At 71.4% G+C, this 15,829-nt stretch carries 14 protein-coding genes; 10 read left to right on the top strand and 4 right to left on the bottom strand.

Annotated elements, in window-relative coordinates:
* The 3 genes from ACWD4O_RS43625 to truA all read left to right on the top strand — a co-directional run.
* A partial coding sequence (locus ACWD4O_RS43625) for a DNA-directed RNA polymerase subunit alpha C-terminal domain-containing protein (RefSeq protein WP_352228471.1) occupies window positions 1–477 on the top strand: 477 nt, incomplete at its 5' end.
* A 169-nt stretch (window positions 478–646) separates the two neighbouring features.
* Window positions 647–1,159: a 50S ribosomal protein L17 gene (gene rplQ / locus ACWD4O_RS43620; RefSeq protein WP_451288589.1), complete on the top strand. Its 513-nt coding sequence runs from the start codon at window positions 647–649 to the stop codon at window positions 1,157–1,159.
* An 88-nt stretch (window positions 1,160–1,247) separates the two neighbouring features.
* Window positions 1,248–2,105 (top strand): tRNA pseudouridine(38-40) synthase TruA, encoded by an 858-nt coding sequence (gene truA, locus ACWD4O_RS43615; protein ID WP_451288588.1) that lies wholly within the window; start codon window positions 1,248–1,250, stop codon window positions 2,103–2,105.
* 22 nt (window positions 2,106–2,127) lie between these two features.
* Here the strand turns inward: truA and ACWD4O_RS43610 are convergent, their stop codons facing one another.
* Window positions 2,128–3,003 (bottom strand): hypothetical protein, encoded by an 876-nt coding sequence (locus tag ACWD4O_RS43610; RefSeq protein ID WP_451288587.1) that lies wholly within the window; start codon window positions 3,001–3,003, stop codon window positions 2,128–2,130.
* Window positions 3,004–3,411: 408 nt separating this feature from the next.
* Here ACWD4O_RS43610 and rplM point away from each other — a divergent pair, with 408 nt between their 5' ends.
* From rplM to glmM, 3 genes are all read left to right on the top strand, one after another.
* Window positions 3,412–3,855 carry a 50S ribosomal protein L13 gene (gene rplM / locus ACWD4O_RS43605; protein WP_351903755.1) on the top strand — a complete coding sequence of 148 codons (444 nt, stop codon included), beginning with the start codon at window positions 3,412–3,414 and terminating at the stop codon, window positions 3,853–3,855.
* Window positions 3,856–3,897: 42 nt separating this feature from the next.
* Window positions 3,898–4,419: a 30S ribosomal protein S9 gene (rpsI, locus tag ACWD4O_RS43600; protein ID WP_351903752.1), complete on the top strand. Its 522-nt coding sequence runs from the start codon at window positions 3,898–3,900 to the stop codon at window positions 4,417–4,419.
* A gap of 280 nt (window positions 4,420–4,699) precedes the next feature.
* Window positions 4,700–6,058 (top strand): phosphoglucosamine mutase, encoded by a 1,359-nt coding sequence (glmM, locus tag ACWD4O_RS43595; protein WP_358800795.1) that lies wholly within the window; start codon window positions 4,700–4,702, stop codon window positions 6,056–6,058.
* A 168-nt stretch (window positions 6,059–6,226) separates the two neighbouring features.
* Here glmM and coaA read toward each other — a convergent pair whose 3' ends face one another.
* The gene (gene coaA, locus ACWD4O_RS43590; protein WP_450946270.1) at window positions 6,227–7,195 is read right to left on the bottom strand and encodes a type I pantothenate kinase; all 969 of its coding nucleotides are present in this window, start codon (window positions 7,193–7,195) and stop codon (window positions 6,227–6,229) included.
* A 152-nt stretch (window positions 7,196–7,347) separates the two neighbouring features.
* Between coaA and glmS the strand changes: the two genes are divergently transcribed.
* Window positions 7,348–9,195 (top strand): glutamine--fructose-6-phosphate transaminase (isomerizing), encoded by a 1,848-nt coding sequence (gene glmS, locus ACWD4O_RS43585; RefSeq protein WP_450946148.1) that lies wholly within the window; start codon window positions 7,348–7,350, stop codon window positions 9,193–9,195.
* 110 nt (window positions 9,196–9,305) lie between these two features.
* On the opposite strand, the gene ACWD4O_RS43580 is transcribed toward glmS, so the two are convergent.
* A complete protein-coding gene (locus tag ACWD4O_RS43580) occupies window positions 9,306–11,093 on the bottom strand; it encodes a M16 family metallopeptidase (protein ID WP_451288586.1) in 1,788 nt (595 codons plus the stop codon).
* Window positions 11,090–12,085: a hypothetical protein gene (locus ACWD4O_RS43575; protein ID WP_451288585.1), complete on the bottom strand. Its 996-nt coding sequence runs from the start codon at window positions 12,083–12,085 to the stop codon at window positions 11,090–11,092. Before ACWD4O_RS43575 ends, ACWD4O_RS43580 begins: the two co-directional genes overlap by 4 nt.
* A 133-nt stretch (window positions 12,086–12,218) precedes the next feature.
* Between ACWD4O_RS43575 and ACWD4O_RS43570 the strand changes: the two genes are divergently transcribed.
* From ACWD4O_RS43570 to alr, 3 genes are all read left to right on the top strand, one after another.
* Entirely contained in the window at window positions 12,219–12,590 is a 372-nt protein-coding gene (locus tag ACWD4O_RS43570) for a holo-ACP synthase (protein ID WP_450946151.1), read from the top strand.
* A 473-nt stretch (window positions 12,591–13,063) separates the two neighbouring features.
* Window positions 13,064–14,509: an NAD(P)H-hydrate dehydratase gene (locus ACWD4O_RS43565; RefSeq protein ID WP_451288584.1), complete on the top strand. Its 1,446-nt coding sequence runs from the start codon at window positions 13,064–13,066 to the stop codon at window positions 14,507–14,509.
* A gap of 109 nt (window positions 14,510–14,618) precedes the next feature.
* Window positions 14,619–15,788, top strand: a complete 1,170-nt coding sequence (gene alr / locus ACWD4O_RS43560) for an alanine racemase (protein WP_451288583.1) — start codon at window positions 14,619–14,621, stop codon at window positions 15,786–15,788.
* Window positions 15,789–15,829 lie beyond the last annotated feature (41 nt).

Genomic DNA, 15,829 nt, shown 5'->3' with positions numbered 1-15,829 from the left:
GTCGAGCAGCGCACCGACTTCGACAAGCTGATCGTCGACGTCGAGACCAAGCAGGCCATGCGTCCGCGTGACGCCATGGCGTCGGCCGGTAAGACCCTGGTCGAGCTGTTCGGTCTGGCCCGTGAGCTCAACATCGACGCCGAGGGCATCGACATGGGTCCGTCCCCGACGGACGCCGCCCTGGCCGCTGATCTGGCGCTGCCGATCGAGGAGCTCGAGCTCACCGTCCGTTCGTACAACTGCCTCAAGCGCGAGGGCATCCACTCCGTGGGTGAGCTCGTGGCTCGTTCCGAGGCCGACCTGCTCGACATCCGCAACTTCGGTGCGAAGTCCATCGACGAGGTCAAGGCGAAGCTGGCCGGTATGGGCCTGGCGCTCAAGGACAGCCCGCCCGGATTCGACCCGACCGCTGCGGCGGATGCGTTCGGTGCGGACGACGATGCGGATGCCGGGTTCGTCGAGACCGAGCAGTACTGATTCGACTGCCGGTCCGTTGTGGCTGGTCGCGCAGTTCCCCGCGCCCCTTATGGGGCGCGGACCCTTCCGGCGCTTGAAAAAGTGACCGGATCTCCGACAGACGCCCGTCTGCTCGGATACTGACCTCGGTACCTGATACGGCCGGGGCAGACACCCTAGGAGAGACATCATGCCGAAGCCCACCAAGGGTGCCCGTATGGGCGGCAGCGCCGCGCACGAGAAGCTGCTCCTCGCGAACCTCGCGAAGGCGCTTTTCGAGCACGGTCGCATCACCACCACGGAGTCGAAGGCGCGCAAGCTGCGTCCGTACGCCGAGCGTCTGGTCACCAAGGCGAAGAAGGGCGACCTTCACAACCGCCGTCAGGTGCTCCAGGTGATCACGGACAAGAGCATCGTGCACACGCTCTTCACCGAGATCGGCCCGCGCTACGAGAACCGTCCCGGTGGCTACACCCGTATCACCAAGATCGGTAACCGTCGTGGCGACAACGCGCCCATGGCTGTCATCGAGCTGGTCGAGGCGCTGACGGTCGCGCAGCAGGCCACGGGTGAGGCCGAGGCTGCCACCAAGCGTGCGGTCAAGGAAGACGCCCTCACGAAGGACGAGGTCGTCGAGGACGCCAAGCCCGCTGCCGAAGAGGTCGCGGACGAGGCTCCGGCCGGGGAGTCCAAGGACGCCTGAGGCTCTGCCTTGCAGTGAACGGGTCCGCCCCTAGGGGGCGGGCCCGTTCCGCGTTCTCCGCAGGATGCAGGCTTGAGAGGATCTAGGGGTGAGTGACGAAGTACAGCCCGGGTTCGTACGGGTGCGGATGGACCTGTCGTACGACGGGAGCGGGTTCTCCGGGTGGGCGAAGCAGGCCGGCGGGCGGCGGACCGTGCAGGGGGAGATCGAGGACGCCCTGCGGACCGTCACGCGGTCGAAGGACACGACGTACGAGCTGACCGTGGCCGGGCGGACGGACGCCGGGGTGCACGCGCGCGGGCAGGTGGCGCACGTCGATCTGCCGGAGGGGCTCTGGGCCGAGCACCGGGAGAAGCTGCTCAAGCGGCTGGCCGGGCGGCTCGCCAAGGATGTCCGTATCTGGTCCCTCACCGAGGCGCCGGAGGGGTTCAACGCCCGGTTCTCGGCGATCTGGCGGCGGTACGCGTACCGGGTCACCGACGATCCGGGCGGTGTCGATCCGCTGCTGCGCAGTCACGTCCTCTGGCACGACTGGCCCCTCGACGTCGACGCCATGAACGAGGCGGCGCGCAGGCTGCTCGGCGAGCACGACTTCGCTGCCTACTGCAAGCGGCGGGAGGGGGCGACCACCATCCGCACCCTGCAGGAGCTGAGTCTGGTGCGGGGGGACGACGGGATCGTCACCGCGACCGTTCGGGCCGATGCCTTCTGTCACAACATGGTGCGGTCGTTGATCGGCGCGCTGCTGTTCGTGGGGGACGGGCACCGGGGCGACGAATGGCCCGGGAAGGTGCTGGCCGCGGGGGTGCGGGACTCCGCCGTGCATGTCGTGCGGCCGCACGGGCTGACGCTGGAGGAGGTCGGCTACCCGGCCGACGAGCTGCTCGCCGCGCGCAACAAGGAGGCGCGCAACAAGCGGACGCTGCCGGGGGCCGGCTGCTGCTGAGCCGGCCCCGGGAGGGAAGGCGTCAGCTGTTGGCGGCCGCGGAGGCCTGGGCCTCGCCGCGGCGGCGGATCTGCTGGAACGCGAACTCGGCGAGGTCGTCACCCGCGGTGAAGACGGCCGTGTCCTTCGTGGTCACGTCCTTGCCGTTCGCGAAGCCGGTGATCGTGAAGTAGGCGTACCGGCCGTAGGAGTTGGTCGTCGAGCGGCAGATCGCGCCGTTGCAGAAGGCCTTGACGTCCCCGCCGGTGAGGGCCTTGACGATGCTCTTGTCGTCGGACTGGCTCTTGACCTTGAGGGCCTGGGCCTCGGTGTCGAAGACGGCCACGCCGACCGTGGTCGCGATGCCGTCCTTGGTGTAGGTGACCCGCATGATGCGGGTGCAGCCGTTGGCGGTGAGGACGGTGGGCAGGGTGCCCCCGGCGCCCGTCGTGCACGTGGTGCTGTCGGCCTTGGGGCCCTTCTTGTACACGGCGGAGCCCATGGTCAGCTGGGTGCCGGGGAAGAGGAGGTCAGGGCCGTTGGGGGCGGTGTCCTTGGCCTTGCTGGAGACGAACTCCTTCGGGTCCAGCGGGGGCGGGGCGCTGGTCGGCGCGAAGGACGGGGTGGTGGACGCGCTCGGCAGATCGGCGGTCGCGGGCAGTGAGGAGGTGGGCTTGTTCGCCTCGTCGCTGCCGTTCGCCGAGACCACGGCCATGGCCACGGCGGTGCCGATGGCGATCGTGGCGAACGCGCCCCCGCCTATGAAGAACACCCGACGGCGCTTGTTGCGCGTCTCGGACGCCTCGGCGAGCGCGGCCCAGTCCGGGGTCCGGCCGTCGTCGCCGGTGGTCCACGGCTGCTGGGAGTTCGGTTTCCACGGATCCCACTGGGACTGAGGTCCCCCCTGCCCATAGCTCATGGGGCGCATCTTAGACGGGCATCGGCGTGTCGTGTTGCGCCCCAACAGGCGCTGGAGCCCCTGGCGTTCCGGGCGTGAGCGGCCGTGAGTGCGGGCAAAGACGACATCTCCGGGTGGTTGGTGCGGCATTTCCCCAGGCCGCTGATCGGGGTGTGGCGCGGGCCACTCCGGAAGGCCGTTTCCGGTGGTCGCGGGGCTCGTTTTGACCCGGCACCCGAGACGCGGGTATTCTGCTTCTTCGTTGTGTATTGGCTTGCTCTTCTCACGGGACGGGCCCTTACACCGGTCCACCGGGCCGATGACCAGCGACCAGCACGCGGTATGCGTCACCGCAGTGCGGTCAGGGCTGTCGATCGTCTTCGGTGACCTTGTCAGGACCATTCACTGAAGAAGCGAAGGCTACGAACCGTGCGTACGTACAGCCCCAAGCCCGGCGATGTGACGCGCCAGTGGCACGTCATCGACGCTCAGGACATCGTCCTGGGCCGTCTCGCCACCACTGCCGCCTCCCTTCTGCGGGGCAAGCACAAGCCGATCTACGCGCCCCACGTCGACACCGGTGACTTCGTCATCATCATCAACGCGGACAAGGTGCACCTCTCCGGCAACAAGCGGACCCAGAAGATGGCCTACCGCCACTCCGGGTACCCGGGTGGTCTGCGCGCCGTGCGCTACGACGACCTGCTGACGAACAACCCGGAGAAGGCCGTCGAGAAGGCCGTCAAGGGCATGCTCCCCAAGAACACGCTCGGCCGTCAGATGCTCTCGAAGCTGAAGGTCTACAGGGGTGACGTGCACCCGCACGCGGCACAGCAGCCTGTGCCGTTCGAGATCACCCAGGTCGCGCAGTAATTCCGGCCACACCCCCAAGCTGAAGAGAATCTGAGGAGAACCGTGGCCGAGACCACTGCCGAGCAGCCGCTCGAAGAGACCGAGCTCGTCGACATCGACAGCTACACCACCGAGTCCGAGGTCCCCGTCGAGGGTGAGTACACCTCGGAGTCCCTGGCCTCCCGCTTCGGCGAGCCCCAGCCGGCCGCCGGCCTGGGCCGTCGCAAGAACGCCATCGCCCGCGTCCGGATCGTTCCGGGCTCCGGGAAGTGGAAGATCAACGGTCGCACCCTCGAGGACTACTTCCCGAACAAGGTGCACCAGCAGGAAGTCAACGAGCCGTTCAAGGTCCTCGAGCTCGAGGGTCGCTACGACGTCGTCGCCCGGATCTCCGGCGGCGGTGTCTCGGGTCAGGCCGGTGCGCTCCGTCTCGGTGTCGCCCGTGCGCTGAACGAGGCCGACGTGGACAACAACCGCGGCGCGCTCAAGAAGGCCGGCTTCCTCACGCGTGACGACCGTGCGGTCGAGCGCAAGAAGGCCGGTCTCAAGAAGGCCCGCAAGGCCCCGCAGTACAGCAAGCGTTAAGCTTCGCTGCCTGCTTGTACGTATACCGGGTCGGGCCGGTTCGGCCCGACCCCACGTACTCCGAACGCCCCGGCGGCACGCCACAGTGTCGCCGGGGCGTTCGTTTTCTCGCAGTTCTGGGCGTATAACGGCACAAGGTGCTCAAAGGCTTGTGTGATCGGATGTTCAGGGCATGCAATGCCTGAATGCGGGAGGTCGGACTGTGGAGCCGCTGCAGACCGGTCGGCCATCCGGCGCGCCCCGCACGGCTTTTGAAACTGACGCTTCCTCAGGAGGACAAGTGGGACGACTCTTCGGCACGGACGGCGTGCGCGGTGTCGCCAACGCGGATCTGACGGCGGAGATGGCTCTTGGCCTGTCCGTCGCCGCGGCGCACGTGCTGGCCGAGGCGGGCACGTTCGAGGGGCACCGGCCGGTGGCCGTCGTCGGACGGGACCCGCGTGCGTCCGGGGAGTTCCTGGAGGCCGCCGTCGTGGCCGGCCTGGCGAGTGCGGGCGTCGACGTGCTGAAGGTCGGCGTGCTGCCGACACCCGCCGTCGCCTACCTCACCGGTGTGCTCGGCGCGGACCTCGGCGTGATGCTCTCCGCCAGCCACAACGCCATGCCCGACAACGGCGTCAAGTTCTTCGCCCGCGGCGGTCACAAGCTCGCCGACGATCTCGAGGACCGCATCGAGTCCGTCTACGAGGAGCACCGCACCGGAGCGCCCTGGGAGCGGCCGACCGGCAGCGGCGTCGGGCGGGTCCGCTCGTACGACGAAGGGTTCGACCGTTACGTCGCCCACCTCATCGCCGTCCTGCCGAACCGGCTGGACGGGCTGAAGGTCGTCCTCGACGAGGCGCACGGCGCCGCCGCGTGGGTGTCGCCCGAGGCGTTCACCCGGGCCGGCGCGGAGATCGTCACCATCGGGGCCGAGCCGGACGGGCTCAACATCAACGACGGCTGCGGGTCCACGCACCTCGGCAAGCTGAAGGACGCGGTCATCGAGCACGGGGCCGCCTTCGGCATCGCGCACGACGGCGACGCGGACCGGTGCCTCGCGGTGGACCACACCGGCGAGGAGATCGACGGCGACCAGATCCTCTCCGTGCTGGCCCTGGCCATGCGGGAGCGGGGCGTGCTGCGCTCGGACACCGTTGTCGCGACCGTCATGTCCAACCTCGGCTTCAAGCTGGCCATGGAGCGCGAGGGGATCCAGCTCGTGCAGGCCGCCGTCGGCGACCGGTATGTGCTGGAGGAGATGAAGGAGCACGGGTACGCACTGGGCGGCGAGCAGTCCGGGCACGTGATCATCCTCGATCACGCGACGACCGGTGACGGCACGCTGACGGGCCTGATGCTGGCGGCGCGCGTCGCCGAGACCGGGAAGTCGCTGCGGGAGCTGGCCTCGGTCATGGAGCGGCTGCCTCAGGTGCTGGTCAATGTGCCTGACGTCGACAGGTCCCGGGTCGGGGACTCCGCCGAGCTCGCCGTTGCCGTCGCCGAGGCGGAGCGGGAGCTGGGCGCAACCGGGCGGGTTCTGCTGAGGCCTTCCGGGACCGAGCCGTTGGTGCGGGTGATGGTCGAGGCTGCGGACATCGAGCAGGCGCGGTCTGTGGCGGGGCGGTTGGCGGATGTGGTGAAGTCCGCGTTGGGCTAGCCGCCCGGTGCGGGTGTGGGTGTGGGTGCGGGTGCGGGGGCCGGGTTCGGGGTGGGGGTTCTGTGGTTTGCGGGCTGCGGCTGCGTCGTGGCTTGTCGCGCAGTTCCCCGCGCCCCTAAGAGCGAAAAGCAAAAGGCCTTCGCTCACCGGGTGTTCATGTGCTGGCCCTTACAGCTTGCGTAGGCTCAGGCGTTGGACCTTGTGGTCCTGGCCCTTGCGGACCACCAGGGTGGCGCGGCCTCGGGTGGGGGCGATGTTCTCCACCAGGTTGGGCTTGTTGATGGTGCGCCACATCGTGCGGGCGTAGTCGAGGGCCTCCTCCTCCGAGACCTGGGTGTACTTGCGGAAGTACGAGGAGGGGTCCTGGAACGCCGTGTCGCGCAGTTTGCGGAAGCGGTTGAGGTACCAGCGCTCGATGTCCTCGACACGGGCGTCGACGTACACGCTGAAGTCGAAGTAGTCGGCGAGGCCGACGCGGGTGCGGCCGTCGTTGCCGGGCAGGGCGGGCTGCAGGACGTTGAGGCCCTCGACGATGAGGATGTCGGGGCGGCGGACGGTGAGCTTGCGGTCCGGCACGATGTCGTAGATCAGGTGGGAGTAGACGGGGGCGGTGACCTCGTCCTTCCCTGCCTTGATGTCGGCCACGAAGCGGGTCAGGGCGCGGCGGTCGTAGGACTCGGGGAAGCCCTTGCGGGACATCAGACCGCGGGCTTCCAGTTCTCTGGTGGGGAGCAGGAAGCCGTCCGTGGTGACCAGTTCCACGCGGGGGTGTTCCGGCCAGCGGGAGAGCAGGGCCTGCAGCAGGCGGGCGACCGTCGACTTGCCGACGGCCACGGAGCCGGCGACCCCTATGACGAACGGGGTGCCCGACTGGGAGCCCTGTTCGCCGAGGAAGGTGTTCAGGGCGCCGCGCAGGCCGTCCGTGGCGCCGATGTAGAGGTTGAGCAGCCGGGACAGCGGGAGATAGATGTCGCGCACCTCGTCGAGGTCGATGACGTCGCCCAGGCCGCGCAGCTTCTCGACCTCCTCGGCGGTCAGCGGCAGCGGCGTCTTCTCACGCAGCGCGCTCCACTCGGGGCGGGTGAGGTCGACGTAGGGAGTCGCCTCCGGCCTGTGCCGGTGGGCGCTCCGGGGCATCGAGGAGACCGGAGAGATCACAGTCCATTGTTAACGGAGTTTGAACGGGATGGCGGGTGGGGTCCGTCACGTCCGGGTAACTCCCGCAGAATTTCCGAAATCGGGCACGCGGAGGCTCTTTCGGGGTGGGGTTCGGTCGTAGGCTGCCGCGCATGTGCGGAATCGTGGGATACGTGGGGTCTCAGTCGGCGCTAGAGGTCGTCATGGCCGGGCTGAAACGGCTGGAGTACCGGGGGTACGACTCGGCGGGAGTCGCCGTTCTGGCGGACGGTGGGCTCGCCGCCGCCAGGAAGGCGGGCAAGCTCGTCAATCTGGAGAAGGAGCTCGGGGCGCGGCCGCTGCCGACCGGGCCGACGGGGATCGGGCACACCCGGTGGGCCACGCACGGCGGGCCGACCGATGCGAACGCCCATCCGCATCTCGACAACGCGGGGCGGGTCGCCGTCGTGCACAACGGGATCATCGAGAACTTCGCCGTGCTGCGGGCCGAACTGGCCGAGCGGGGGCACGAGCTGGGCTCCGAGACCGACACCGAGGTCGTCGCGCATCTGCTCGCCGAGGAGTTCTCCGCGACCTCCGATCTGGCGGAGTCGATGCGCCTGGTGTGCCGGCGGCTGGAGGGGGCGTTCACGCTGGTCGCGGTGCATGCCGACGAACCCGGTGTGGTGGTCGGCGCGCGGCGGAACTCGCCGCTCGTGGTGGGCGTTGGAGAGGGCGAGGCCTTTCTCGCCTCGGACGTCGCCGCGTTCATCGCCCACACGCGGTCGGCGATCGAGCTGGGCCAGGACCAGGTCGTCGAGCTGCGGCGGGACGGAGTGAGCGTCACCGGGTTCGACGGACTGCCGGCGGAGGTCCGGGAGTACCACGTCGACTGGGACGCGTCGGCTGCGGAAAAGGGGGGTTATGACTACTTCATGCTCAAGGAGATCGCCGAGCAGCCCAAGGCGGTCGCCGATACCCTGCTGGGCCGGATCGACGGCTCCGGTGCGCTGACCCTCGACGAGGTGCGGATCCCGGCCTCCGAGCTGCGGGAGGTCGACAAGGTCGTCATCGTCGCCTGCGGCACGGCCTTCCACGCCGGTCTGATCGCCAAGTACGCCATCGAGCACTGGACGCGGATCCCGTGCGAGGTGGAGCTGGCCAGTGAGTTCCGGTACCGGGATCCGATCCTGGGCCCACGCTCGCTCGTCATCGCCATCTCGCAGTCCGGCGAGACCATGGACACCCTGATGGCGCTGCGGCACGCCCGCGAGCAGGGCTCCAAGGTGCTGGCGATCTGCAACACCAACGGCTCGACCATCCCCCGTGAGTCGGACGCGGTGCTCTACACGCATGCCGGGCCGGAGGTGGCCGTCGCGTCCACCAAGGCGTTCCTGACGCAGCTGGTCGCCTGCTATCTGGTCGCGCTCTACCTCGGCCAGGTGCGCGGCACCAAGTGGGCGGACGAGATCCGGGCCGTGGTGCGGGACCTCGCGCGGATCTCCCATGAGGTCGAGCGGGTGCTGGAGACCATGGAGCCGGTGCGGGAGCTGGCACGTTCGCTCGCCGGGAAGGACACCGTGCTGTTCCTGGGGCGGCACGTGGGATACCCGGTCGCGCTGGAGGGTGCGCTCAAGCTGAAGGAGCTCGCCTATATGCATGCGGAGGGGTTCGCCGCCGGTGAGCTGAAGCACGGGCCGATCGCCCTCATCGAGGAGGATCTGCCGGTCGTGGTGGTGGTGCCCTCGCCCCGGGGGCGGTCCGTCCTCCACGACAAGATCGTGTCCAACATCCAGGAGATCCGGGCGCGGGGCGCGCGCACGATCGTCATCGCGGAGGAGGGGGACGAGGAGGTGGTGCCGTACGCCGACCATCTGATCCGGATTCCGGCGACTCCGACTCTGCTCCAGCCGCTGGTGGCGACGGTGCCCTTGCAGGTGTTCGCGTGCGAGCTCGCGACCGCGCGCGGCAACGAGGTGGATCAGCCGCGGAACCTGGCGAAGTCGGTGACCGTCGAGTAGCCGGTGACGGTCGAGTAGCCGGTGACGGGGGAGTAGCCGGTGACGGGGGAGTAGGCGGTGACGGTCGAGCGGGCGGGGTGCCGGTGGGCGTGGGTGCCCCGCCCGCTCGGTCAGGACCGGCGGCGTTGTCTGCGGGCCGTGTACAGCTTCCAGGTGGCGAAGGCCAGCGGGAGTTCCATGATCCAGACGCCCACCACCGCGTCCCACTCCGGGTTCGCGGCCGAGGCCTCCTCGGAGGTGATCACCGCGCAGAGCAGGCCCCAGGCCGCCGCGAGCAGGCCGACCAGCCAGAGGGCGGTGGTCCAGGCCCAGGCCGAGTGGGCGTTGCCGCCGCTCTTGCCGCCGGAGGCCGACCGCTTGCGGGGCTGGGGGATCTGCTCCGGGGCCCGGGCCGGCATCCGCACCACCGATGCCGCCGGGACGGCCGCGTCGAGAGCCGCGATGCGCTCCGGGGTCACCCCCCGGTACAGGGTCGGCTCCACGTTGACCGAGAAGCCGTCGTGGCCGGTGAGGCCGCGGGCGCCGTCGGGGCGGGCGGTCATCGCCGAGCAGGCGGTGTGGCGGACGGTGATCGGGCCCCTCGGGGTCAGCAGGCTCACGCCCTCCGTGCCGATGACCAGGGTGACGTCCTCGTCCTCCAGGGACTGGTGGCGGGTGCCGGTGACGGAGTCCGTCGAGAACTGCGGGGCGAGGGTGCAGCCCGCCCAGTCGACGCCCCGGCCCGGCACCTGGAGCAGCGCCCCGGCCCAGGTCTCCCGGGCGACCTCGCGCAGGTCGTCCACCGTCACCGCGTCCAGCTCGGCCCGGTGCTGCTCGGGGGCGAGGACGCGGTGCCCGAGCAGCAGGCTCAGCGCGTACGAGGGGAGCGCGGCCGCGGCGAGGTCGGGGGCGTCGTACATCTTGAGGATCTTGCCGCGGGCGGAGTCCAGCTCGGCCTGCTCGATGCGGCCCGCGCGCAGCCGGGCGAGGGTGTCGACGAAGCCGCCGACGACCGCGTCCTGCTTCTGCGGGAGGGCGTCGGCGTATGCGGTGAGGGTGGCGAAGTCGGCGTCGCGCGGGGAGTAGTCGGCCTCCGCGGAGTAGGAGTAGCCGCCCTCCTGGCGCAGGTCCTGGAAGAGGGCCCGGCCGAGGACGTCCGCGAAGACGCTGGCCGCGGTGGAGCGGCGGAGCACCGAGGTGAGGACCACGTGGCCGTCGTCGCCGCCGATGAAGGCGGGGGTGACCGGCAGGGCGCTGGTCGCGGCCGGCGCGGGGAGCCGGGAGCCCCGCGGGAGGGTGAGGTCCAGGCCTTCGGGGACGTGGTCGCTGGTGATCCACAGGACCGCGTTGTCCCTGGTGAAGCGGGTCCGGGCCCAGTCGCGGACCTGGTCCGGGGTCAGGCCCCAGGTGCCGAGCTCGTTGTAGCTGGTCAGGCCGTAGCCCTGGGCGCCGTACCGCCACAGCGGCAGCTGCTGCTGGGGGCCGCCGCCACGGCCGGCCGCCTCGGTGCGCAGGATCTCCTTCTCGGTCTCCAGCCGCTCCATCGGCAGGTCCCGCAGCCCCGCGCACACGCTGTTGAGGTACTCGACCACCTCCGCCTCGCTGCCGTGGACGTGGAAGAGGGTGTAGGCGTTCGCCGTCGCGCCGTTGTAGTGCAGGTCGGACAGGCCGAGGCGGTGCAGGGCGAGGTGCTCGACGAGGTGGGTGAGGCCGGCGGTGGCCAGGGTCTCGTCGGCGCGGCCCACCCGGAAGAAGAGACCGGCGGTGATCTCGTTGCCGCCGGACGCGGTGGCCGGGGCGTAGAGGGTGGGGATGCCGTCGGTGCTGGTGTGCGAGACCAGGCCGGTGAGGGCGGCGAGGGCGTCGGCGGTGCCGAGGGCGTCCGCGGCGCTGTCGTCGTCGTGCAGGTCGGTGGTCACAGCTGTCTGCCTCCCCGGCTCGCCAGCGCGGACTTGCGGAACTTGAGGAACGCCGACTTCTGGTCGGGCAGGTACTGCCAGGGGAACTCGGACGCCCGGTCGCCGAGGAAGGCGAAGTGCGGGGCCGCGTCCGCGAAGTGGCCGCCGACCGAGAAGGCGAACGCGAACGCGCTGTGCGCGCCGATCGAGTTCCAGTCGGGCCGGTGGGCCGGGTGCAGCACGGACACCTGGGCGGCGTGGCGCAGGTCGTCGCGGACCGGCACGCCCCGCAGATAGGCCGCGTCCTCGCCGCTGTCCAGGTCCAGCCAGTGCTCGATGTGGGCGAGGGCGACCATCGCGCCGGAGTTGGAGCCGTCGGGGGCGGCGGTCGCGCATTCGCGGGCGAAGCCGTGCGCCGCCTCCCAGGAACCGCTCCACTTCGGGCACAGCTGCTGGAGCAACTGCATCTGGGCGCGGTAGTGGTGCGGGTGGTGGGCGGCGAGCCGGTCGTAGCGGCGGCGCGCCTCGGCCTGGCCCAGCTGCAGACCGCGCGCGGTGAGCAGTCGGGCCGTCCAGGCGGGGGCGTACGCGGGCTGCTCGGCGCACACCTCGATCAGGATCTGCTCGGCCCGCCGCAGCCAGTCGTGGAACTGGCCGAACTGGTCCTGCGAGACGTACTTGGCGCGGGCGCCGCTGCGGATGTCCCAGCCGATGAAGACATACCGCTCGGCGAGCAGGGTGCGCGGCAGCGGGTCGCCGGGCAGTTCGGCGGCGGCCCGCTCCAGGAAGTTCTCGACGCCGGGAATGTCGGCGAGGAGGCCGGAGGCCGAGGCGAGCTGGTCGACCGAGCCGAGGCCCGCGAAGAAGGCCCGGACGGCGGGCCAGTCACCGGCCTGCGCGGCGGTGCGCAGCGGGATCAGCTCGGGTGTGTTGTCGTACGGGTCGAATGTCGGCCCCGAAGAGCCCGAGCCCCCGCCCGAGCTCATGGGTGTGCCGTTGGTCGTGCTGGTCATGCCTCCGCCCCCTGGCGTCACTGTCCGCGGCGCGCGGGCTGGCCCCCCAGGGCGCGCGGCGGTGAAAGCCTGCTTGATCAAGTCGCCGCAGGCTAGCAGCAGGCGGTGACAGGGCGGCCTTAGGGTGCTCGGCATGAGCATCATCGGGGTCGGTATCGACGTGGCTGAGATCGAGCGGTTCGCGGCGTCGCTGGAGCGGACGCCCGCAATGGCCGAGCGGCTGTTCCTGGAGAGCGAGCTGCTGCTGCCGAGCGGGGAGCGGCGGGGCGTCGCCTCGCTGGCGGCGCGGTTCGCGGCGAAGGAGGCCCTGGCCAAGGCACTGGGGGCGCCGCCCGGGCTGCTGTGGACGGATGCCGAGGTCTATGTCGAGGACAGCGGTCGGCCTCGGCTGCGGGTGCGCGGGAGTGTCGCCGCGCGGGCGGCCGAACTGGGCGTGCGGAGCTGGCATGTGTCGTTGAGTCATGACGCGGGGGTCGCTTCGGCGGTGGTGGTCGCCGAAGGCTGAGTGGGGGTGGCGGCAGGTTGAGTGGGGGTGGCGGCAGGTTGAGTGACGGCGGGCGAAGGCTGAGCGATGGCGGGCGCAGGCCGAGCGATGTTGGCCGAGGGTTTAGCGATGGTGGCCCGAGGCCGAGCGGTGGTGGCGGAAGGCCGAGCGGTGGTGGCGGAAGTTCGAGCGGTGGTGGCCCGAGGCCGAGCGGTGGTGGCGGAAGGCCGAGCGGTGGTGGCGGGAGTCTGAGCGGTGGTGGCCCGAGGCCGAGCGGTGGTGGCGGGAGTCTGAGCGGTGGTGGCGCAAGGCCGAGCGGTGGTGGCGGAAGTTCGAGCGGTGGTGGCGGAAGTTCGAGCGGTGGTGGCGCAAGGCCGAGCGGTGGTGGCGGGAGTCTGAGCGATGGTGGCCCGAGGCCGAGCGGCCGAGCGGTGGTGGTGGAAGGTTGAGTCGAGCGTGTGCGGTGGTGGGGGGAGCCGGGGGAGACTCGCCCCATGCGTACTGCCTACTGCGTAGAGACCGTCCGCCGTGCCGAGCGGGAGTTGATGGCCGGGCTTCCCGAAGGGGCCCTCATGCAGCGGGCCGCCGCCGGGCTCGCCGCCGCCTGCGCGGATCTGCTGGGGCGGGTGTACGGGCGGCGGATCGTGCTGCTGATCGGCAGCGGGGACAACGGGGGCGACGCCCTGTACGCCGGGGCCCGGCTCGCCCGGCGCGGGGCCGGCGTCACGGCGGTGCTGCTCGCGCCCGAACGGACGCATGCCGGCGGGCTGGCGGCCCTGCGACGGGCGGGCGGGCGCACGGTCGCCCCGGGCGCCGCCGCCGACGTCGTGCGGAGCGCCGACCTCGTGCTCGACGGGATCGTCGGGATCGGGGGCCGGGGCGGGCTGCGGCCGGACGCGGCCGCGCTGGCCGAGCTGGTCGCCGGGTCCCGGGCCGCCGTCGTCGCCGTCGATCTGCCCAGCGGCGTCGACGCCGATACGGGTGAAGTGCACGGGAGTGCGATCCGTGCCGACCTCACCGTCGCCTTCGGCACGCACAAGCCGGGGCTGCTGATCGATCCCGCGCGGGAGTACGCCGGGTCCGTGCGGCTCGTCGACATCGGGCTGGCGGACGTCCTGCCCGTCCGGCCCGAGTTGGAGGCCCTGCAGCACGCGGAGGTGGCCGGCCTGCTGCCGCTGCCGGGCGGGGAGAGCGACAAGTACCGGCGGGGCGTCGTCGGGATCGCCGCCGGGTCTGCCCGCTATCCGGGGGCCGCCGTGCTGGCCGTCGCCGGCGCGCTGCGCGGCGGCGCGGGGGCCGTGCGGTACGTCGGGCCGGCCGGGGACGCGGTCGTCGCGCGGTTCCCCGAGACGCTCGTCTCCGACCAGGGGCCCAAGCAGGCGGGGCGGGTGCAGGCGTGGGTCGTCGGGCCGGGCGCCGGGGACGACGCGGGGGCGGTGGCGGAGGTGTTGGCGGCTGCCGCCGAGGTACCGGTGCTGATCGACGCGGACGGGCTGCGGCTGGCGGACGTGGACGCGGTGCGGGGGCGTAGCGCGCCCACGCTGATGACGCCGCACGCGGGGGAGGCGGCCGCACTGCTGGGGGTGGCCCGGGAGGAGGTGGAGGGGGCCCGGCTGAGCAGTGTGCGGGAGTTGGCGGCGCGCTATCGGGCCGTCGTCCTGCTGAAGGGCTCCACGACGTTGGTCGCGGAGGCGGGGGGCGCCGGTGCGGTGCGGGTGAACGCGACGGGGACGCCCTGGCTGGCCACGGCCGGGAGCGGGGACGTGCTGTCCGGGCTTGCGGGGTCCTTGCTCGCGGCGGGGTTGAGCGCGTTGGACGCGGGCAGCGTGGGGGCGTATCTGCACGGGTTGGCGGGGCGGTTCGCGGCGGACGGGGCGCCGGCGGGGGCGCACGACGTCGCGGAGGCGTTGCCGGCGGCCTGGCGGGATGTGCGGGGGTAGCGGGCCTGGTCCGCGAACTCCCCTGGAGGGGGCCCGGAGGGGCTGAAGGTACAACACCTGCACGGGCTGAATACGGGGGCTGTCCGAGGCCTCTGAGACACTGGGCACGATGAGTGAGAACGCCAAGCCGCCCGCTGCCCCGATGCGTGCCCGCGCCGAGATCGACCTGGCCGCGCTGCGGGCCAACGTGCGCACGCTGCGCGCGAAGGCGCCGGGTGCGGCGTTCATGGCCGTGGTGAAGGCGGACGGCTACGGGCACGGGGCCGCCGCCTGCGCCCGCGCGGCCGTCGAGGCCGGCGCGACATGGGTGGGCACCGCCACGCCCGAGGAGGCGCTGGCCTTGCGGGCCGACGGCGGGCTGCCGGCGGACGTCAGGATCATGTGCTGGCTGTGGACTCCGGGCGGGCCCTGGCAGGAGGCGGTCGAGGCGGATCTCGACGTCTCCGTCAGCGGGCTCTGGGCCCTGCGGGAGGCCGTTGAAGGGGCGCGGGCCGCCGGGCGGGCGGCCAGGGTTCAGCTCAAGGCCGACACCGGGCTCGGACGGGGCGGGTGCCAGCCCGCCGACTGGGCCGAGCTGGTCGCGCAGGCGCTGTCGGCCGAGGGCGAGGGGACCGTTCGGATCACCGGGCTCTGGTCGCACTTCGCCTGTGCCGACGAGCCCGGGCATCCTTCCGTCGCGGCCCAACTCGGCCGCTTCCGGGAGATGGTGGCGCAGGCCGAGCGGCAGGGCGTCCGGCCCGAGGTGCGGCACATCGCCAACTCCCCGGCCACGCTCACGCTCCCGGAGAGCCACTTCGACCTCGTCCGGCCGGGCGTCGCCATGTACGGCGTCTCGCCCAGCCCCGAGCTGGGCTCCTCCGCCGACTTCGGGCTGCGTCCGGTGATGACCCTCGCGGCCTCGCTGGCCCTGGTGAAGCACGTCCCGGGCGGGCACGGCGTCAGCTACGGCCATCACTACGTCACCCCGGGCGAGACCACCCTGGGCCTGATCCCCCTGGGCTATGCGGACGGCGTTCCCCGGCACGCCTCCGGCACCGGCCCGGTGCTGGTCGGCGGCAAATGGCGGACGGCCGCCGGGCGCATCGCGATGGACCAGTTCGTCGTCGACCTCGGCGGCGACGAACCCGAGCCGGGCGCGGAGGCGATCCTCTTCGGACCCGGCGACCACGGCGAGCCGACGGCGGAGGACTGGGCGCAGGCGGCCGGAACCATCGGATACGAGATCGTCACGCGCATCGGAGTGCGGGTCCCCCGCGTCTATAGGAATGCGTCCCTGTGAAAGCGTCCTGTGAAAGCGTCCATGTGAATGTGTGACGTGCA

Source organism: Streptomyces sp. NPDC002623 (genome assembly GCF_053592635.1).
Note: the sequence above shows the minus strand (reverse complement) of the source record. Positions and strands in the feature narration are given on the sequence as shown.